Origin of the sequence: uncultured Paraglaciecola sp. (assembly GCF_943787955.1) — a bacterium.
In the GTDB taxonomy this organism is placed as follows: domain Bacteria; phylum Pseudomonadota; class Gammaproteobacteria; order Enterobacterales; family Alteromonadaceae; genus Paraglaciecola.
Genome location: NZ_CALSOK010000016.1, coordinates 42788 through 63040, shown reverse-complemented (window position 1 = coordinate 63040; position 20253 = coordinate 42788). Strand labels below are relative to the sequence as shown.

Below are 20253 nucleotides of genomic sequence, written 5' to 3'. Positions count from 1 at the left end.
TTAATCACTCGGCCTAAGTAACGAGGGCAAGCTTCAGGCGCAAGTAATTCAATGTTACGGGTATCGGTAATACTGGGAGTAACTGCAGGAACTGGCGGTTCTATTACTGACGTTTTATTCAACACACCGACTTCACGAGCCAGCCCTCTTAAACCGAGACAATCAGCTCGATTTGGGGTCAGATCAACTTCAATAGTGACGTCATCAAGGTTAAGATACTCAATTATATCCTGTCCAATTGGAGCGTCAGCGGGTAATTCAAGGATCCCGGAGTGATCATCGCCTATACCCAATTCTGAAAAACTACACAACATCCCAAAACTTGGCTGACCGCGGAGCTTTGCTTTTTTAATTTTAAAGTTACCCGGTAGCACTGCACCCACTTTAGCTACTGCTACCTTAAGCCCCTTGCGACAATTAGGCGCACCACAAACGATATCCAGTAACTCATTGTCACCGACATTAACCTTAGTAACTTGCAACTTATCAGCATCTGGGTGTGGACCGCAATCAACTACCTCACCGACAACAACTCCGCTAAATTTCCCAGCAACAGCTTCCACACCATCAACTTCCAATCCGGCCATACTTAACTGTTCGGACAATTCTTCAGTAGTTAAACTGGGGCTTACCCATTCACGTAACCATCTTTCACTAAATTTCATTCACTCCGCCCCTTACTTGAACTGCTTTAAGAAGCGCATGTCATTTTCAAAAAATGCGCGTAAATCATTGACGCCGTAGCGCAACATAGTTAATCGTTCTACTCCCATACCAAAGGCAAAACCGGTGAATTCTTCTGGATCTATGTTAACAGCTTTGAGCACATTGGGATGGACCATTCCGCATCCAAGTACTTCTAACCATTTACCATTCTTGCCCATTACATCAACCTCAGCAGAGGGTTCAGTGAAAGGGAAATAGGAGGGTCTAAAGCGAACTTGTAAGTCTTGTTCAAAAAAATGATGTAAAAAGTCGTGTAATATCCCTTTCAACTCAGCAAAGCTTATGTTCCGGTCGACCATTAAGCCCTCAACCTGATGGAACATAGGTGTATGCGTTTGATCGTAATCATTCCGGTAAACTCGCCCAGGAGAAATGATCCTAAGTGGCGGTTTTTCGACCTCCATGGTGCGAATCTGGACTCCTGATGTTTGCGTGCGCAGCATAATATCCGGTGAAAAATAAAAGGTGTCGTGATCAGCACGCGCAGGATGATTCGCAGGGATGTTTAATGCATCAAAATTATGAAATCCATCTTCTACTTCGGGTCCAGTTTTTACTGCAAAGCCAAGATCGCCAAAAAAGCTCTCAATTCGAGCAATAGTTCGGGACACAGGGTGAAGATTACCTGAAGTATTGCCTCGACCAGGAAGTGTCACATCAATTTTTTCGGCCGCTAACTTAGCATTTAATTCAGCATCTTTTAACGCGTTACCTTTTTCACTCAGCAAGGTTTGAATAGTTTGCTTTGCTTGATTAATTTTCTGTCCTGCAACCGGACGCTGTTCGGCGGAAAGTTTACCCAAGCCTTTTAATTGCTCGGTTAACTTGCCTTTTTTACCCATAAATTCAACACGATATGGTGTCAAGACTTACCACATCACCAGCGGTATCGATCAGTGCTCGCGCTTCACTGATGATTACTTCAAGATCCATATATTCCTCGAAATGTTTTAGCGCAATATTGCTGCGCAACGGCGTACAAAATAAAGCCCAGTATTTTACACAAGATTATCACCCAAGTACCAGTGATTGTTAGCTTTCGTCTGCTTTTTAAGCTTATATTTCAATCGGTATAGGCATTAAAACAAAACAACAGCAAAATCGTTGCTTAATGACCAAAGATTTAATCCTAGACATAAAAAAACGGCGAGCATCCTGCTCGCCGTTTCTCTGAAAGAACTTAAGAGCATTAATTGAAACAATGTTAAGCTCAAAGGGTAGCTAAAAGATTATGCTAAAGCGCCTTTGGCTGCATTCAACTAAGTGCAACGAAATGCATTTTTATCGTGTACCGCAATATCGGCTAAGGATCTTACGATCGATCTCAACAGAGGCCTTTCTTCAAACCGTTGATGAAACGGCTGTAAGACATGCCATTTTGACGCGCCGCAGCATTAATACGTGCAATCCACAACTGACGGAATGTGACGCTTTGCGCTGACGACGGTCGCGATAAGCATATTGGCCCGCTTTTGTAACTGCTTGGACAGCAACGCGATAAACACGACTGCGGGCACCGTAGTAACCTTTGGCCTGCTTTAGTACCTTTTTGTGACGGGCGCGTGCAACAACACCGCGTTTTACTCTAGCCATTATTCAAGTCTCCTGGTATTAAACGTAGGGCAACATGCGTTGGATTAACGCTTAGTGTCGGCCGCATGGACCAGTTTTTTGCCACGTAAGCTGGCGTTTACGCTTAGAACTCTTCTTGGTCAAAATATGACGCAAGTGAGACTGTTTACTCTTGAAACGGCCCGAAGCGGTTTTTACGAAAACGCTTGGCGGCTCCACGGTGTGGATTTCATTTTAGGCATTGCTAAAACTCCGCATTGTTAATGACAGCGGCTATTGTGTTGCAGACACTCAAAGTTCACAGGTTACAAATTTAGCAGCAAGGTGAGTCAGGGTTGCAGTACTCCAACCTACTTGTAGACCTTAACTACTTCTTAATTGGGGCTAAGCACCATGATCATCTGACGGCCCTCCACCCGACGTGGGAAAGACTCGCAGTTGGCAATGTCTTCTAAATCAGCGTTCGAACGCGATTAAGCAGTTGTTCAATGCCGATCTCTTGGTGCGCCATTTCACGACCGCGGAAACGGATAGTTACTTTGGCCTTGTCACCCGCTTCTAGAAAGCGACGCAGGTTGCGCAGTTTTACCTGGTAATCGCCTTCATCAGTGCCAGGGCGAAATTTAATCTCCTTGACCTGAATTTGCTTCTGTTTTTTCTTTTGCTCTTTCAGAGCCTTGCTTTTTTCAAAGAGGAACTTGCCGTAGTCCATAACTTTACAGACTGGCGGCTCGGCATTAGGGCTAATTTCAACCAGATCCAAACTAGCGGTGTTCCGCAGCTATGCATGGCTTCGGCACGTGATAGCCACTACACCTAACGGTTCAGCCTCGCTTCCTACCATTAAGCGTACTTCATCTTGCAGTCAATTTCGTCGTTAATGCGGGCTTTGATCGCCTCTTGAGCCTTCATGATTAGCGCCTTTAATGTGCTGGTTCCTCCAAAAATAAATCGGGTGCTCTGAATCAATTAATTGACCGAGCGTTCAACTATGTTCAGCAGTGTCGTTAGATCTTTTTCCTGGCACTATCGGCTTTGAGCATCTGAGTAAATGCGTGTATCGACATCTTACCGAGGTCATCACCGCGTCGCGTTCGAACTGCAACAGCAATTTCCCCACTTGCCATCTCGGCGTCGCCAACAACCAAGCAAGTATGGGACACGCTTGAAGCGTGTGCTCGCGGATCTTAAAGCCTATCTTCTCATTTCTCAAGTCCGACTTGACTCTAATTCCACTTTCTTTTAGCTTTTTCACTACTTTATTCGAATAATCGGCCTGTTTATCGGTAATATTCATCACAATCGCCTGAGTCGGCGCTAACCAAAGTGGAAACAGGCCAGAATATTCTTCAATTAAGATACCGATAAAACGTTCCAAAGAACCTAAAATGGCTCTGTGGATCATAACGGGTACTTTACGTTCCCCATCCTCAGCAACATAAGTTGAACCTAGACGTCCAGGCATAGAAAAATCGAGTTGCACGGTGCCACATTGCCAAGCTCGGTCTAAACAATCATGTAAAGTGAATTCAATTTTCGGGCCATAAAAAGCGCCTTCACCTGGCAAGTACTGAAAGTCGATACCTTTAGATGTTAGTGCTTCTGCTAATTCTTTTCAGCTTTGTCCCAGACTCGTCACTCCCACACGTTTTTCTGGGCGGGTAGAGAGCTTCACCGAAATACTCTCAAACCCAAATATCTTGTAGATTTCGTAGACAGAATCAATACAACCGCCCACTTCAGCTAATACTTGTTCTTCTGTACAGAAAAATGTGTGCATCGTCTTGCGTAAATCCACGAACACGCATCAACCCATGTAATGCACCCGATGGTTCATTTCTGTGACAGCAGCCAAACTCAGCCATACGAAGTGGTAAGTCACGATAAGATTTTAAACCTTGGTTAAAAATCTGCACATGGCCCGGGCAGTTCATAGGCTTAATCGCATACTCGCGTTTTTCTGAAGTAGTGGTAGAACATGTTTTCAGCATATTTATCCCAATGACCAGACTTTTCCCATAGCTTCTGTCCATCATCAACGGTGCTTTGACTTCTTGATAATCATATTCCCGTAAGTTTCCGCGGATAAACTTTTCAAGTTCGGTATAAATCTCCAACCATCGTTATGCCAAAACACCATCCCCGGGGCTTCTTCTTGCCAATGGAATAAATCTAAGGCTTTACCAATTTTACGGTGATCACGTTTTTCCGCTTCTTCCAAGTCTATTCAAGTAAGCTTTTAATTGCTTCTTATCAGCCCAAGCGGTGCCATAAACCCGTTGCAACATTTTGTTGTCGCTATCGCCGCGCCAATAGGCACCCGCTACTTTCATTAATTTAAAATGCTGGCAAAAACGCATGTTGGGCACGTGAGGGCCACGGCACATGTCTATGTATTCTTGGTGATGATACAAACCTGGCTTGTCGTCTTTAGCAATATTTTCATCAAGTATCTGGATTTTGTAAGACTCACCTCGCGCTTCAAAGGCGTCTCGTGCTTCTTGCCAAGAACGACTTTCTTTCACGACGTCATAATTGCGTTTTTGCCAATTCCAACATGCGCTTTTCAATTTTGACTAAATCCTCATCATTCAATGAGTGCTCCATGATCAATATCGTAATAAAAACCATTATCGATAGTGGGACCAATTGCCATTTTCACATCTGGATAAAGTTGCTTAATGGCGTGACCGATTAAGTGGGCACAGGAGTGACGGATGATTTCTAATCCATCGTCATCCTTGGCGGTGATAATTTGCAACTTAGCATCGTGCTCGATTAAGTCGTGTGCATCAACGCGAACACCATCCACTTTGCCCGCTATGGTGGCTTTAGCTAAGCCAGGGCCAATATCACTGGCTACATCAAATACAGAGACGGCATTTTCAAATTGGCGTTGGCTGCCATCGGGGAGAGTAATTACGGGCATATCGAAATCCTTATGCAGTGGTGACACCTACCAAGCGCCACATGCGAATGTTGGGAGTCGGTTTTAATTCAAACCGATTGATAAAAATAAAAAACACCCAAAAAAGGGTGCTTTGAAAAAAGATGCTCTGTTACCATCAGAACAATTTCACGTATTATAACGAGATAAGGATTAGTGATGCAATGTAAAGCAATAAAAACTGCTATTTGTTTCTTGGGTCTAATAACAATACTAAACACAAAACTTAGTTGGGCGGACAATTGGAAACTGGAAAAACAAAAAAACAATGTCAGTATCTACAGTAAACAAACCGACTCTGGCTACAAAGAGATATTGGTTAAAACCACTGTCGAAACTAATCCACATACCTTAATCGCCTTACTGGCTGATGTGTCGTTTTCTTCTAAATGGATTGATAACTGCCTCGAAGTAAAAATACTGAATGAAGCCTCACCATCAGAACGCTTGATCCATACTTTTTTTGCAGCGCCTTGGCCAGTAAAAGATCGCGATATGGTGACTTTATCTACCACCACATTCACTAACAATACCTTTCAAATTACAATATCTGACAGAAACGATGCAACACCTCACCATCCAAAGTATGTGCGCATGCAAAACATGCATGGATTATGGGAAGCCAATGCACTAGAAAATGGAAAAAGCGAAATCACTTACACAGGGGGTGGCAATCCAGGTGGCAAACTACCCACCTTTATTGCTAATAAAGAAATGATTAGTTCTATGTTTAAAACATTTCAAAATTTAAAAAAGGTCATTTTATTAGATGAGTACCAGCCAATCGATACTCAAGCCTCATTAAATTAACAAATAATAACTATCCTTAATGATATTCACCATAGGACAAACTCCGTTTTTAAATATGTTACATCACTATTTTAAGTGAGATTTTAAGTGAGATATTAATAAGTATTAGCCCTTGCCACTTCCATGATTTCGCCTAGGCAAGGGTGCTATCAACATACCCAGTAATTTAAGGTAATGAGAGGTAATGAGAGCCAACGCATACCTCACCGGTCAGAGTTAATTACTTTAAAACCCACCTTAAATTAAGCGCCCATGTTGAGGTGGTATGTATGTATGTACACCACAAATTGATATAAAAACTCACTCTTTATAACTTAATCATCCATTCAAGTTGGCCAGTTACACCATAATTAGGCAATCACCTAACCAATCAGGCCTGCACATGTGGCACTTTATTAGTGAACAAATCAGTGAGTGTATTCAACAAGATTTCATCTGTGACGACATTCGTGAAGTCAAGGCTGGCGAGAGTCACAAAGCCTACAAAATATCAGACGGGAAACAGCGTTTTTTTGTCAAAATCAATGAAAAAATACATAGACCTAATTTTGAAGCGGAAGCGGAAGGTTTAAAACACTTTAGAAACACCCATCTATTTAAAGTACCCAAAATTATTTGTACCGGTGTGGTGTCAGATCATAGTTTTTTAGTCTTAGAACATATCACTATGACCCAAGGTGATGACCAAAATTGGTTTCACTTTGGGCAAAAATTAGCAGAACTTCATAAGACACACACCCAAGAAATGTATGGTTGGCAACAAGATAATTTTGTTGGACTAACGCCACAACCTAATCTTTGGCAAAAAAAATGGTGTTATTTTTTTGCTGAGCAACGTATTGGGTTTATGCTGCAATTGTTAACTGAAAAAGGTCATATTTCAGTCAATATCGATGCTGTAGTAGAAGCAATCAAAAACTTACTCTTAGGACATAAGCCAACAGCATCGATGTTACATGGTGATCTTTGGCAAGGCAACACCGGTTTTTTTAACCATCAGCCGGTATTGTTCGACCCAGCCCTTTATTTTGGTGATCGCGAGACAGATTTAGCCATGTCAGAATTATTTAGTCGATTTCCTGAAAGCTTCTATCAGGGCTATGAAGACGTTTGGCCACTTGAAGCTAACTATCAATACCGTAAGCCGATTTATCAGCTTTACCATGTATTGAACCATGCATTACTTTTTGGTGGTCATTATTTAGATAGCGCTAAACTCACTCTTAAAAACTTGGATATCTAGATTTCATTGGACAAATGTGAGGGTCGATTGATTTTTCCTATTCAGCTCCCTGTTCTTTAACATCGTTCAGAGATACTCTTAGCATTTAAAAGCTTAAGTTTGAGTAAAATGGAAAACAACGTCACCCTCATCACAGGTAGTGCCAAAAGAATCGGCGCGCATACAGCAAAATACCTACATTCTTTTGGTTCAAACATCGTGGTTCATTGCAATGAGTCGAGATTAGAAGCCGAAAAACTATGCCTGGAGCTCAACCACATCAGAGCCAAGTCAGCGATGTTAGTGCAAGGTGATTTATCCAATTTATCGAGCGTTGAGCGCATAGGTCAACAAGCCATCGATTCATTTGGTCGTTTAGATGTGTTAATTAATAATGCCTCATCATTTTATCCCACTCCCGTTGGTACTATCACAACAACAGACTGGCAAAGCCTGGTGGGCAGTAATATGCAAGGGCCATTATTTTTATCTCAATACTGTGCACCCGCATTAGCTCAAAATACCGGTGCCATCATTAATATGGTAGATATCCATGCTGCAAGACCCTTAAAAGATCACACGCTTTATTGCATGGCCAAATCAGCGCTAGTCACCATGACCCAATCTTTGGCACTAGAATTAGCACCTGACATACGTGTTAATGGTGTTGCTCCAGGTGCAATATTATGGCCTGAGATGCAAATGAATCAAGATGATAAACAACAAATTCTTAATCAAGTGCCCGCGCAGCGACTCGGTACCATGCAAGATATTGCGCATACCATTAAGTTCTTAATTGAAGCCTCGTATGTGTCAGGACAAATTATTGCAGTTGATGGAGGACGCAGTATCTCTTCCTATACAAAAGGGTAACGGTGCGTCACCACTCTTTGATCCTGTTTATGATGGTGTTAGTTATAGGCTGTGACAGCAGCCACTCACTGCAAAACCATTTACAAGATTATCAACAGCGTATGGCGAACGTATTGGAGGTCGAAAGCCCAGACAACCTGACCATTAGTTTGCCTCCCTACCCGGCGCTTAGAGAATTAAAACTAGATATTCCAGCCACCACAATCAAACTTTTTGAGTTTTACACTCTTCAACATTGTGAATTGTATTCTCTGATTGCCGAGCGCAATACTTCCCTTGGCAATCTCCAATTACCCTCAACTCGTTATTTATACGAAAGACATTTACTCGATGCGTTGCGGCAATGTCTTATGGACACCACAGACACAAAATTACGAGAGAAGTTAACCAGTTGGGAACAAACAAAAACACAGCAGATATCGATGGTGTGGGCAGACTTAATCCAACTTAGTAGTGAATTAAAACAAGGATTCAGTGCCAATTTTGGCTTAATAAAAGGCAACGAAAAAGACGGCTTGAGCCTGTCCAAAGTAGCATTAAATTACCTCGTTCAAATTGACAAAAACAAGCACGTTAATAGTGCAGAGCTAGAGCAGCATTTACAACACTTGATGAACAATCCGCTACCCGCTAAATTATGGTTAAGCCAGCTCACATTAACCAAACACATACATCAATCAACCGCATGGCTTATACAACACAAAGACCAGCTTAAATGTGCAACTAAGGAGTCAAAGAAAAAAGTGGATTATTTGACTAACGTTTTTCAACAGTTTTTCATCGAAAAAATTCAACCTATTGCCAGTCAAATGAATCACTACCAATACCAACTCAGTCCAATTTTAGAAAACATGGTGGTCCATCCAAAATTATCCCCCAGCTTTAAGCACTTCATCAATCAACTCAATCAACAAGGCTTTGAAAATTATCAAATGGCTATGCAGCAACATATACATTTTTGGCAAAGTTTGTTTAAACGCTGCAATATCAAGCCAGGTAAACGCTAATTCGTACGATTGCTGTGCAAACAAACCAATATAACTAAAAAAGGGCTTGCAGATAAATAGCCTCGTCGTTATTATACGCGCCACTTCAACGCACAGTATTTGCCGCGAAGTTGTCAATCAATACAACCGTAGCTCAGCTGGTTAGAGCACTACCTTGACATGGTAGGGGTCGGTGGTTCGAGTCCACTCGGTTGTACCAATTCTAAAGAGCTTCAGTCCGATTCAAAAATAAATCACACTTATTTTTTAAATCTGCAAACAAAACGCAAACATTAATCAAATTACCCCTGTTTGCATGCAAACATCCATCTATTGATAAGCTAAGTTTGGAATTTTTATCGCCATACGCTACATTCAGACTGTTCACATACATACTACTTTTTAGATAAAAGGATTTACGATGAATGTCAGCTTAAAAAAAGCGTTCTCAATAATTGCATTTACTTCTTTGATGCTCACAGTGAGCATTTACGTTGGGTATTCTATGTTTCACCACTATAAGTTCGATCACTGCGTGTCTTTGAAAGCTGCATCTGGAGATGAATTCCAGCTTCAACATTACCCAGAGAAGCATAAGCTCGAATGTCTTGAAATGGTGAATTAGTCTGTAATATTCGCAACTGCATTCAATGCCGAAGCTTCAAAATTATCCCCCTTTGAAAAAACTATAGAGCAACTCTATGACCCTCTCTGTCAGACTACCTGTCGCGCTCATAATTTAATCAATTAAATTATGTAGAGAGCGTGAGATCACAATGAAACAATATTCATTAGAAAGAAAAGAGGCTGCACTTAAGAAAATGATGCCGCCCAATAACATGTCGATTAATCAGTTATCTTTAGATATGGGGATTACTGAGTCAACCTTGTACAATTGGCGCAAACAAGCCACTAATAAGGGGCAGCTAGTGCCTGGTGAAGGAAATAATGCTGAACAATGGTCTTCAGCTAATAAATTTGCAGTGGTATTAGAGACTGCGTCTTTGAATGAAGCTGAGTTAGCCCAATATTGTCGTAAAAAGGGACTCTATAGCGAACAAATTGCGATGTGAAAAAGCGCTTGTGTTGATGCTAATGCCAATGTAAAAGAGCATGAAAAATTAGCTAAGGTCGAAGCAAGAAAAGATAAAAATCAAATCTCATCATTAGAAAAAGAATTACGTAGGAAAGACAAAGCGCTGGCTGAAACTGCAGCCTTGTTGGTATTAAGAAAAAAAGCAAATGCGATCTGGGGGGAAGCCGAGGACGAATGATCCTTGACTCAGATCGCTTGTGCGCCGTCGATTTAATTAGTGAAGCAGTCTTGGCTGGTGCAGCCAAATTTAAAGCCTGCATTGAACTTGAAATAAGTGTGCGAACCTATCAGCGCTGGGTTGCCTGTGGCGGTATCAGAACGGATGGAAGGCCTCAGGCCATTCATCCAGAGCCTAAGAATAAACTGTCACCGGCAGAGCGAGTGCATGTACTTGAGACAGTTAATAGTAGTGAATTTAAGAGTATACCGCCGAGCCAAATCATTCCAGCCTTGGCTGATGAGGGTATTTATATTGCGTCTGAGTTGACATGTTATCGCATTCTTCATACCGAAAAATTGCAAAACAAGCGGGGGCGTAGTCAAGTCAATGGAGCAAAACAACCGACTATCCATACTGCCAATGGGCCAAATCAGGTGTGGTGTTGGGACATTACCTGGTTACCCGGCCCTGCTAAAGGGATCTATTATTACCTATATTTAATACTGGATATATACAGTCGAAAGATCGTTGGATGGGAGATCCATGAAGATGAATCAGCGCAAAATGCAGCGAAATTGATCCGAAAAGCGCATTTACGAGAAGAGGTTCAAGACAAACCACTTGTGCTTCATTCGGATAATGGCAGCCCAATGAAAGGCTCGTCAATGCTTGAAGCGTTATACCAATTAGGCGTTGCCACGTCTTTTAGTCGTCCACGTGTTAGCAATGATAATGCGTATGCAGAGTCTATATTCAAAACATGCAAATACCGGCCTGACTATCCTTACAAGGGGTTTGAAAGCATAGAAAAAGCACGAGACTGGGTGTTGAAGTTTAGCCATTGGTACAATTTCAATCATAAACACAGTGGTATCAAGTTCATTACACCACATCAACGGCATTCTGGACTGGCAGACAGGTTATTGGACAATAGAAAAGCAGTTTAGCAACGTGCAAAAGAACGAAACCCTAACCGTTGGCGAGGTGATATTCGTAACTGGGATCTACCTGAAGAAGTACACTTAAATCCGGCACGAAATAGCGTTAAAGTTGAAGGTGTAAAGTAATGTGATCGCGACAACTAGTTTGACAAACTCCGTTGTGATGATTCATAGTTCAATTTCCTGTTAGGTTAGCTATACGGCATCTTTTTATGCTTGGCATATAGATAAACAGCACTAGGAGGGTTGAATTAACAATTGGTGTGGAATATTTTTAATATTCGATTGGAAGCCCAAATAATAAAGGTTCGAATGGCGCTGCCTGCTGGCCCTTTAATAATTTTCTAAAGAATTTCATGGCGGCTTTTTTGTTCCTATTTTCATGAACAAAAATGTCCAGCTCGTTGCCATTTTGATCGACTGATCTTCCCCCAATTTTATAGACACTTAGCTTGCCTGTGAATACATGATTTCATATATCATCTGGAGACACATGGCCAAGATGGCTATGCAGCCGAGTTCGATTGTAAAACACTTCTATGTAATCAAACAAATCTGCTTTGGCTTCACTTCGGGTTGCGTACACTTTTCGCTTTACACGTTCAGTCTTAATAGAGTGGAAAAAACTTTCTGCAACAGCATTATCTAGACAATGTCCTCGTCTGCTCATACTCGGAGTCAGATTATGCGCTTTTAGGAAATCTCGATAATCACCGCTTGCATATTGGCTCCCTTGATCGCTATGAACAATCACCTGTGTTGCTTTGGGTCGTCGCCATACTGCCATGAGCAGTGCTTTAATCACAATATCTGATGTCATAGTCGGCTGCATTGACCAACCAATCACTTTGCGTGAGAACAAGTCCAATACGACAGCCAGATATAACCAGCCCTCTTAGGTTTTGATGTAGGTAATATCTCCAACCCAAGCGGTATCAGGCTCGCACACCACAAATTGCTGCTGTAGATGGTTATCTGCTGCAATATGAAGCGTAGAAGGCTTAAAGTAGCGCCGTTTATAACCAATATTAGCTCTGAGTTTGGCTTGCTTCATCAACTTAGCAACACGGTTTTCACCGCATGTTTCACCCGAACGACGCAGCTCATGTGTGATGCGTGGACTGCCATACACACCGCCACTTTGAACATAACTGGCTTTAATCTGTTCAAGCAATCGTACATTGTCTTTTTCTGCATCAGATTGAGGCTCTTTCAACCAAGCGTAAAAACCGCTGCGGTGGACATTTAACACCTTGCACATAGGTGTTAACGCGATAAACATGGAGTCGTGATTTTATGAACGTGTACTTTTCTTTGACTCGCTTGCAAAGTACACGGCGGCCTCCTTTAGGATGTTACGCTCTTCTGTCAGGCGTTTGACCTCTGCCTTAAGCTGGCGTATTTCTGCTTGCTCTGCGGATTGACTGGCGGGTACTTTCGCCTTACTCACCCAATAATAAAGTGACTTATCTGATATGCCTAAACGCTTAGAAACATCAGGAACGGAATAGCCTTTTTCAACCACTTGGCGAACGGCTTCTTGTTTAAATTCATCGGGATATTTTTTATTCATAACACTTTTTACCTTACTTCGGTTTCTAAGTAAAAAGTGTCTACAGTTTCAGGGGAAGAACAGGTATTATACCTCAGCCATCGATTTTTTTGGACTTGACCATGCGTTAGCAACGGCTTTAACGAGCGTAGCCAACGGAATAGCGAAGAACACGCCCCAAAAACCCCACAAACCACCAAAAAACAACACCGCAATTATAATATATACAGGATGTAAACTTACCGCTTCTGAAAATAATATGGGTACTAATGCGTTGCCGTCTAATGCTTGAATAATGCCATAGGCAATCATCAAGTACCAAAAATCAGGTGTTAGCCCCCATTGAAATAAGGCGACTATAGCCACAGGGATGGTGACAACAGCTGCACCTATATAAGGGATCAGTACTGAAAAACCGACCAACACCCCCAGTAATAAAGAATAACGTAAATCCATAAACGCAAAAGTTACTGCCGATACTGTACCTATAATGATAATTTCAATGACCTTACCACGAATATAATTAGCAATTTGCAGGTTCATTTCAGCGCCTACTTGTTTGATCAACCGTCGTTCACTGGGTAATAATGAAGAGATATTAGATACTAGCATTTCTTTATCTTTAACCATGAAAAACACCATCAGCGGCACCAAAATCATATAAATTAATAAAGCACCAAGCCCACCCAAAGAACTAAATGATGCCGACAATAATTGTTCTGCTAACACCACTACTCTTTCATTGATGCCATCCAACACATCCTGAATTTGAGTGAGTTGCACAAGATCGGGATAGGTCTCGGGCAATTTTAATAACCACACCTGCCCTTTATCCCATATCTGCGGCATTTCTTTGATCAAATTAATGCTTTGTTGGGCAACAACGGGCACAAGGCCTACGAATGTTAAAATTGATACGCTGATAAAACCAAATAACACCAGCATAGTGGTATATGTGCGAGATAGACCTAGCTTACAGAGTTGGGCAACCGGCCAATCCAGTAAATATGCGATAACCGCGGCGACTAAAACAGGCATTAAAATTCCGCCCCAAACCGCCAGCAATAATGAACTGATAAGCAATAATAATAAAAGCATCATTGAATCAGGATCAGAAAATTTTCGCTTATACCAACGTTCAAAAACGTTTAACATCTAATGTCCTTGTATATTATGCATCACCAATAAAAAATGGTTATTGGTGATAATGGAAATTCATCTTCACGATGGATACATTATTGCACAACCGTCGCCCGATAAAATACAACTTAACCCAGATTACAGAAATAAAAAGGGGCTACGTTTGCAATTAGATTGGTTATGTCGTTTTGGCAACGTTAAAGCTATCTTGCGACTAAAAATCGCTTAATTTAGGTGATGTTTCGAAACATTTTCAAATAGTAGCCAGCAAACAATTATTATAAGAAGGCACGTTTACCGACGGTTTTGATAGTAATATTAGATACTTACTGGATAAAAAACTGGCATTTAACTAATTGCATGCAAGGCAAACCGGCGATAGCCCTGAAGAAAAACTGTCACAAATACGCATTTAATTTACATTGTTTTCCTATTGTTAATCAGTTACCTCAAGCGCTGATTAAGCCTTTTGATGCGGATTCACCGTTTAAAGAATTCAATCCATCTAGTTTGGGTCCACTGCTTGTTATTCACAAATTAAGAGACTTTATCGCCATGACAATCCATTATGGAGATGAGGCAGATATGGAATTACTAAAATATGCCCATATATTAATAGGACAAGTTTTAGATTTATTGACTACATCATTGCTCGTTGTTGAAAATAGCGGGCAGTCAATCCACTAGATATTTTTGTCTGTTGAACAACAATAAAAAAAACAAACTAGATTAACATATTAGATAGGATTGAACTTATTAGCGGCAAGTTGATCCATAACAAACGTATGTATTTAATAATGAATACTGACATATAATATAGACACACTAAATTAGACGTAATCTATGAGAAAACCTATTGCTAACATTGTTATTTCTGCCTTGAGTATATTTATATTAGGCACTATGTCTGTTGGTGCAGTGAATAAGAAAAATGTCTTACCCGAAATAGGTGTGGTGGCATCTAGCGCTATCAGCTTAGATAAAGAGGTGTTGATTGGCGACGCGCTTATGCGTCAACTGCGTGGTCAGGCACCTATCATTAACGATCCATTGTTAGATGAATATATTCAAGACATTGGTAATCGCTTGGTAACTCAAGCGGACAACGTTAAATTCCCCTACAAGTTTTTTATTGTTAATAGTCCGGATATCAATGCTTTTGCTTTTTTTGGTGGACATATAGGTATTCACACTGGGCTTATTTTTAATGCCAGAAATGAATCTGAATTAGCTTCTGTGTTAGCTCATGAAGTGAGTCATGTTACTCAAAGACATATTGCTCGAAGTATTGAAGCGAGACAAAAATCGTCACCTTTGCAAATTGCCAGTTTGCTGGGCAGCATATTACTTGCCGTAGTGAGTCCAGAAGCAGGTATGGCGGCTATCTCAGTTAGTAATGCAGCCTCTGCGCAATCTTCAATTAATTATACAAGACAAAATGAAAAAGAAGCTGACAGAGTCGGTATTGCGATATTAGCGGAAGCAGGGTTTGATCCCAATGGTGCAAGCAGTTTCTTTGGTATATTGGCTGAAAAAAATCGTCTTAAATCAGTACCCTTAGCATTTTTACTCACTCATCCATTACCTGAATCTCGGATTGCCGATGCAAGAACACGAGCAGCAGCTTTCAGAACACGGAATATACCCGAAAGTATCAACTTTCACTTAGCTAAGACAAGAATTATTGCGCGCTACTATGCCAATCCTAAGCGTAACATTGAGTATTTTTCTGACATATTGCAAAAACAAAGTTATATTTTTAAACAAGCAGCTGAATATGGTTTAGCGTTATCATATTTGGCCAACGAACAATTAAAACCCGCATTAAAATTGATAAATATACTGTTGAGCAAAAACCCAGATAATTTATTCTATTTAGATACCTATACCGATATTGCTATAGAAATGAATCAACATACAAATGCCATTGACAGATTATCAGCACAAATTATTCATGCACCTTTCAACCCAGTGTTGACCTTAAACTTGGCCAATGTGTTGATCCAATCTGGAAATTTTGAGCGGGCCATATCCCTTTTAAAAGATTATTTACTCATTAATCCAGACAATATGTTGGCCTACGATTTGCTTTCAGATGCCTATCGCATTAGCCAGCAAAAGCTAGAGATGCACCAGGTAAAAGCCGAAGTTTATGCATTAGTGGCGGCTTATCCAAAAGCAATAGATGAATTACATACAGCTTACAATTATGCTGACAAACGTAAAATTGAGAAACAAAGGATAAGGGCCAGAATACAGCAATTCAGAGCCGCGCAAGAACGATTACAAACCCTTTAGCACATTAATAGTGTGTATTAGTTGTTTCGCACTTTGTTCGCCTTTCAATTGCTTTTGTACTTTCCCGTTGGCATCAAGAATATAAGTTGTCGGCAAGGCGTTAGGTGGTCGGTTCCATGGCATTGAATTAAGACTATCTATTACAGGAAACTGGATATTATATTTTTGTTGAAGTGCCAATAGTTGCTCATTGTTCAAGGGGTCAAAACTGATTGCAAAAATATTTACTTTATCTTTATTTTGTTGATAGAAATGGTTCAACTCAGGTATTTCTCGCAAACATGGCGCACACCATTCGGCAAAGTAATTAACTACGGTCCAGTCTCCTTGTGAATTATTCCAACGATGAGTCTCTCCATCAAGTGTAGTAAAATCAAATCTTAACGCTTGTTGAGCCCACAAACCTATTAACAAAGCTAAAGACGCAATCAGTACAATAACAATTTTTTTCAAAATAATAGTGCCCAAAATATGGGTTACTCTCGTAACCAGATTAATAAAATGTAGAATACTACGTATAAATAAGATATCTCATTCTAAGTAAAAATACATTCATGACTGATCTTAAAATTTTACATAACCCTAGATGTTCGAAAAGTCGCCAAACCCTTAAGTTACTGAATCAAAAAGGACTCGAGCCTCACATTATCGAGTATTTAAAAACGCCCATCAGTGCAAAGGAATTGAAGCTTATCATTAACCAATTAGGCTTTTCTTCGCCAAGGCAATTAATGAGAAAAGGTGAAAACGCTTACAAACAACAAAATTTAGAAGACCTAACATTAACCGAGGACTCACTCATTAGCGCGATGCTTAGTACGCCAAAACTCATCGAACGACCTATCGTTATATTTAACGGTAGAGCCGCTATCGGTCGTCCTCCTGAATCTATTTTGGATATTTTATGAGCCAAGCTTTGGATATATCATGAGTAAAATAGTACTGATTTTATACTACAGTCGTCATGGCGCTACTCAAGCTATGGCTAACAGCATCGCATTAGGAGTTGAAAAATCAGGACTTGAGGCACGCCTTCGCTGTGTTCCTGAAGTTAGCAACAATTTCAGCAATATTCAGAATTCAGTTCCCAGTTCTGGCGACCCATATGTGGTAAAACAAGACCTAGATGATTGTTGTGCATTGGCACTTGGCAGTCCCACTCGTTTCGGTAACATGGCAGCACCTCTCAAGTACTTTTTGGATGACACCAGCGCTCAATGGTTGGCAGGTACTTTAGAAAGTAAACCAGCTTGTGTTTTCACTTCTTCATCCAGTATGCATGGTGGGCAAGAGACAACCTTACTTACTATGATGATCCCCTTGTTTCACCACGGTATGGTATTATGTGGATTGCCTTACTCTAACCCAGAATTACACACCACATTGTCTGGTGGAAGCCCCTACGGCGTCACACATTTGGCCCAGGGCGACAACAAAACCAAACTCACTAATGAAGAGCAAACATTGTGTATCGAGCAAGGCAGAAGGCTGGCTTTTTTAGCGGTTAAACTTAGCAACCTAAATACGAAATAAGCAACCTGTATACGAGATAAGCAACATGACATTTAACAGCACTTTCTTTCGACGACTAACCCTAACCGGCTATTTACTTCTGATTGTTTGGTTAGTGGTCTGGCATTTTATCTTAACCATAGATAAAACCACCTCAACTCTGTTTACTTTGCTATTTTGGTTATTGCCAATTTTATTACCATCTAAAGGACTAATAGAAGGCAAGCCTTATACTTATGCATGGACCAATTTTATTGTAATGTATTATTTATTGCATGGTTTAACTGCTGTATATGCCGTTGAAGGTGAAAGGTTGTATGCCCTAGTTGAAATAATATTATGTACTTTATTATTCACCGGCTGTAGCTTTTATGCGCGTGTCAGAGGGCGTGAACTTGGCTTGGGTATTCGCAAACTTAAAGAAGAACTATTAGAAGAAAAACAAGCATTCGAAAGTTTAAAAACTAAAGAGTTAAAATAGATTTAACAAAGGGTATAGTGAGTTTTCGCTGCTGTTGCAGCGAATGCTCATCAAGGATATCCAAAGATGCAATCAAGGCTGGCATATCTCGCTGCCAATGATTGACCAAGTATTTGGCTACATCCTTCGACATATTCAACCCTCTATGTTGTGCTTTAACTATCAACGCCTTTTGTCTCTGTTCGTCAGTCAATGAATAGAGTTGAAAATTAGTGCCCCAAGTCAGCCTTGATGTGAGATCAGGTAGCTCTAGGGATAAGAGTTGAGGAGGTTGATTCCCTGTTATGACTAAGCAACTATTGTTCTGTTCTTTCACCCGATTAATCAAATCAAATACAGCTATTTGCCAAGCACTTTCACTCTGCAATTTTTCAATGTCGTCGAGGCAAATCAAACGATAATATTCTAGCCCTAACAGCACATCTGGTGACAAATGTTGTTTTTCATCAAAGCTTAGATAAATGCACGTATCACCAGCCAACTCGGCTTGTTGGCATGTTGCATACAACAAGTGACTTTTACCCAAACCAGAGTCAGAAAACAAATATGTCAGCCAATTATTCACTTTTTTATTTTGAAGTTGGCTAAATAGCGCGTTCAGATGACTGCATGCTTGAGCATTTTGGCCGGGGATAAAGCTGGCAAATGATTCAGTGTCTTTTAAGCCAATAGGCAATGAAAGTTGACTACTTACTTGACCCAAAAGAACTCCAAACCAAGTATAGGCTGACCAAAATCATCAACAACGGGTCTAATTTTGCTATCTAAGCTCAGGGCGTTGGTTAAATCATCAATGTCACCTAACAAATCCAACTCAAAGGTGGCACGTGGTCCTTGTTGTTGAATCAAAGTGACGCCATTTACAATACTCATATTTTTTAGAGACCTCAAAGCTAAGCTGTAGTATGTGAGAGTGTCAATATTGTTAACAACAATTTGAACCTTAGTATCTGCTCGATCAATTTGAGCCAGATCAATCGCATATTTCAACGATAACTGATCAGCCAATGTATTTATTAAACCCTCTGCAATCATCAATGGGTGCTCACCTTGTAATTGTCCTGCCAATAATCCCTCCCCCTCTATCATGGTCCAGTCAGCCGACCATTTGAGAGCCGGTTTTGATTGTGTCATCTCACCGTTTTGATCCACTTCAAATGATTGATTATCACTAAGATAGATTCTCGCAGAAAGCACAGACGGAACTGAATAACGTTCACTAGCTAGAGATATTTGAGCACTAAACCCGCCCCAGATATCATATACCCCCAAATTTTGTATATCATCAAGATCCCATACAGGAAACATTAAAGTAATGCCTCTTTGAGCAGCGCGCAAACTCAATTGTTGATAAATGTCAGAATATTCTGATGGCCTAGCAATTCTTCTATCTGAATTATCAGACGACTTGATAGCCAACCAAATTAATGAGTCAGGACGCCTTTTGTCCCAAACAGGAAAACCAGCACTGCGGATCACACTTTCCACTCGCTGAGGATCAAAGTTAACAACTAAATAGAGTTGGGATTGTTGCTTTTCATAACTATAAGATCTGACAAAACGCGTCGCCCTAGTGATAGCATATTTAATTTTTTGGTCAGTGAGTAAATCGTCATTCCCTCGAGCTTTGATAAGCACTTGCTTAAAGGCGAGACTAAAAGCATTATTTTGTGTTTGTTCTGACTGATTATTTACGGGGATCTTAGCATCGTATAAATCATCAATAACCGCTGCATTAACAGTCTGCCAAGTGAGTATCCACATAAGCAAAAAAACTAATATTACAGGGTGTATTTTTATTGGCATCAGGGCCAACTCTCCTCAAAACATATTTCTATGGGTATTGTCTTTTATTTGAGAACAAAATTCATCAATTGTTTATCAAACAATATAATCAAACCACCTTAAAATGAAAATTCACAGTTATTTGAGTAACT

Annotated in this window: 15 protein-coding genes, 1 tRNA gene and 7 pseudogenes; 11 read left to right on the top strand and 12 right to left on the bottom strand. The window is 40.5% G+C overall.

What is annotated here, in order from left to right; translation table 11 throughout:
* The 6 genes and pseudogenes from ytpR to thrS form a co-directional block, all read right to left on the bottom strand.
* A partial coding sequence (gene ytpR / locus Q0Y52_RS15500; protein WP_297823142.1) for a YtpR family tRNA-binding protein occupies window positions 1-665 on the bottom strand: 665 nt, incomplete at its 3' end.
* A gap of 12 nt (window positions 666-677) precedes the next feature.
* A pseudogene (gene pheS / locus Q0Y52_RS15495) lies at window positions 678-1659 on the bottom strand (phenylalanine--tRNA ligase subunit alpha).
* 326 nt (window positions 1660-1985) lie between these two features.
* Window positions 1986-2319, bottom strand: a pseudogene (gene rplT, locus Q0Y52_RS15490) (50S ribosomal protein L20).
* 87 nt (window positions 2320-2406) lie between these two features.
* Window positions 2407-2540 (bottom strand): annotated as a pseudogene (rpmI, locus tag Q0Y52_RS15485) (50S ribosomal protein L35); the annotation flags it as partial.
* Window positions 2541-2672: 132 nt separating this feature from the next.
* Window positions 2673-3210, bottom strand: a pseudogene (infC, locus tag Q0Y52_RS15480) (translation initiation factor IF-3).
* Between the two features lie 95 nt (window positions 3211-3305).
* Window positions 3306-5227, bottom strand: a pseudogene (gene thrS / locus Q0Y52_RS15475) (threonine--tRNA ligase).
* A gap of 177 nt (window positions 5228-5404) precedes the next feature.
* Here thrS and Q0Y52_RS15470 point away from each other — a divergent pair.
* From Q0Y52_RS15470 to Q0Y52_RS15445, 6 genes and pseudogenes are all read left to right on the top strand, one after another.
* The gene (locus Q0Y52_RS15470; RefSeq protein ID WP_297823140.1) at window positions 5405-6055 is read left to right on the top strand and encodes an START domain-containing protein; all 651 of its coding nucleotides are present in this window, start codon (window positions 5405-5407) and stop codon (window positions 6053-6055) included.
* Window positions 6056-6437: 382 nt separating this feature from the next.
* The gene (locus tag Q0Y52_RS15465) at window positions 6438-7298 is read left to right on the top strand and encodes a fructosamine kinase family protein (protein WP_297823138.1); all 861 of its coding nucleotides are present in this window, start codon (window positions 6438-6440) and stop codon (window positions 7296-7298) included.
* Window positions 7299-7406: 108 nt separating this feature from the next.
* Window positions 7407-8150: a pteridine reductase gene (locus Q0Y52_RS15460; RefSeq protein ID WP_297823135.1), complete on the top strand. Its 744-nt coding sequence runs from the start codon at window positions 7407-7409 to the stop codon at window positions 8148-8150.
* Window positions 8151-8179: 29 nt separating this feature from the next.
* Window positions 8180-9157, top strand: a complete 978-nt coding sequence (locus tag Q0Y52_RS15455; RefSeq protein WP_297823133.1) for a DUF3080 domain-containing protein — start codon at window positions 8180-8182, stop codon at window positions 9155-9157.
* 122 nt (window positions 9158-9279) lie between these two features.
* A tRNA-Val gene (locus tag Q0Y52_RS15450) sits at window positions 9280-9356 on the top strand.
* 550 nt (window positions 9357-9906) lie between these two features.
* Window positions 9907-11459 (top strand): annotated as a pseudogene (locus tag Q0Y52_RS15445) (IS3 family transposase).
* Between the two features lie 148 nt (window positions 11460-11607).
* Here the strand turns inward: Q0Y52_RS15445 and Q0Y52_RS15440 are convergent.
* The 3 genes and pseudogenes from Q0Y52_RS15440 to Q0Y52_RS15430 all read right to left on the bottom strand — a co-directional run bounded on the left by Q0Y52_RS15440 (window position 11608) and on the right by Q0Y52_RS15430 (window position 14040).
* On the bottom strand, window positions 11608-11769 hold the full coding sequence (locus Q0Y52_RS15440; protein WP_297823144.1) for a DDE-type integrase/transposase/recombinase: 162 nt from the start codon (window positions 11767-11769) through the stop codon (window positions 11608-11610).
* A 36-nt stretch (window positions 11770-11805) separates the two neighbouring features.
* A pseudogene (locus Q0Y52_RS15435) lies at window positions 11806-12906 on the bottom strand (IS3 family transposase).
* A gap of 66 nt (window positions 12907-12972) precedes the next feature.
* Entirely contained in the window at window positions 12973-14040 is a 1068-nt protein-coding gene (locus tag Q0Y52_RS15430) for an AI-2E family transporter (RefSeq protein WP_297823131.1), read from the bottom strand.
* 345 nt (window positions 14041-14385) lie between these two features.
* On the opposite strand from Q0Y52_RS15430, the gene Q0Y52_RS15425 reads away from it, so the two are divergent.
* Both Q0Y52_RS15425 and Q0Y52_RS15420 read left to right on the top strand, forming a co-directional pair.
* Window positions 14386-14712 carry a hypothetical protein gene (locus Q0Y52_RS15425; protein WP_297823129.1) on the top strand — a complete coding sequence of 109 codons (327 nt, stop codon included), beginning with the start codon at window positions 14386-14388 and terminating at the stop codon, window positions 14710-14712.
* 156 nt (window positions 14713-14868) lie between these two features.
* The gene (locus tag Q0Y52_RS15420) at window positions 14869-16323 is read left to right on the top strand and encodes a M48 family metalloprotease (RefSeq protein ID WP_297823127.1); all 1455 of its coding nucleotides are present in this window, start codon (window positions 14869-14871) and stop codon (window positions 16321-16323) included.
* On the opposite strand, the gene Q0Y52_RS15415 is transcribed toward Q0Y52_RS15420, so the two are convergent.
* Complete coding sequence (locus Q0Y52_RS15415; RefSeq protein WP_297823125.1) at window positions 16309-16776, bottom strand: TlpA disulfide reductase family protein; 468 nt, start codon at window positions 16774-16776, stop codon at window positions 16309-16311. The two genes, Q0Y52_RS15420 and Q0Y52_RS15415, sit on opposite strands and share 15 nt — an antisense overlap.
* 101 nt (window positions 16777-16877) lie before the next feature.
* Between Q0Y52_RS15415 and arsC the strand changes: the two genes are divergently transcribed.
* The 3 genes from arsC to Q0Y52_RS15400 are packed head-to-tail and all read left to right on the top strand — an operon-like array spanning window position 16878 to window position 18316.
* Window positions 16878-17231: an arsenate reductase (glutaredoxin) gene (gene arsC, locus Q0Y52_RS15410; RefSeq protein ID WP_297823123.1), complete on the top strand. Its 354-nt coding sequence runs from the start codon at window positions 16878-16880 to the stop codon at window positions 17229-17231.
* Window positions 17232-17250: 19 nt separating this feature from the next.
* Window positions 17251-17856, top strand: a complete 606-nt coding sequence (wrbA, locus tag Q0Y52_RS15405) for an NAD(P)H:quinone oxidoreductase (protein ID WP_297823121.1) — start codon at window positions 17251-17253, stop codon at window positions 17854-17856.
* A gap of 25 nt (window positions 17857-17881) precedes the next feature.
* Entirely contained in the window at window positions 17882-18316 is a 435-nt protein-coding gene (locus tag Q0Y52_RS15400) for a DUF2069 domain-containing protein (protein ID WP_297823119.1), read from the top strand.
* Here Q0Y52_RS15400 and hda read toward each other — a convergent pair.
* The gene (gene hda, locus Q0Y52_RS15395; protein ID WP_297823117.1) at window positions 18300-19019 is read right to left on the bottom strand and encodes a DnaA regulatory inactivator Hda; all 720 of its coding nucleotides are present in this window, start codon (window positions 19017-19019) and stop codon (window positions 18300-18302) included. The two genes, Q0Y52_RS15400 and hda, sit on opposite strands and share 17 nt — an antisense overlap.
* Window positions 19007-20122, bottom strand: coding sequence for a DUF2066 domain-containing protein (locus tag Q0Y52_RS15390; protein WP_297823115.1), 1116 nt, complete (start codon window positions 20120-20122; stop codon window positions 19007-19009). The genes hda and Q0Y52_RS15390 overlap by 13 nt, the downstream gene beginning before the upstream one ends.
* Window positions 20123-20253 lie beyond the last annotated feature (131 nt).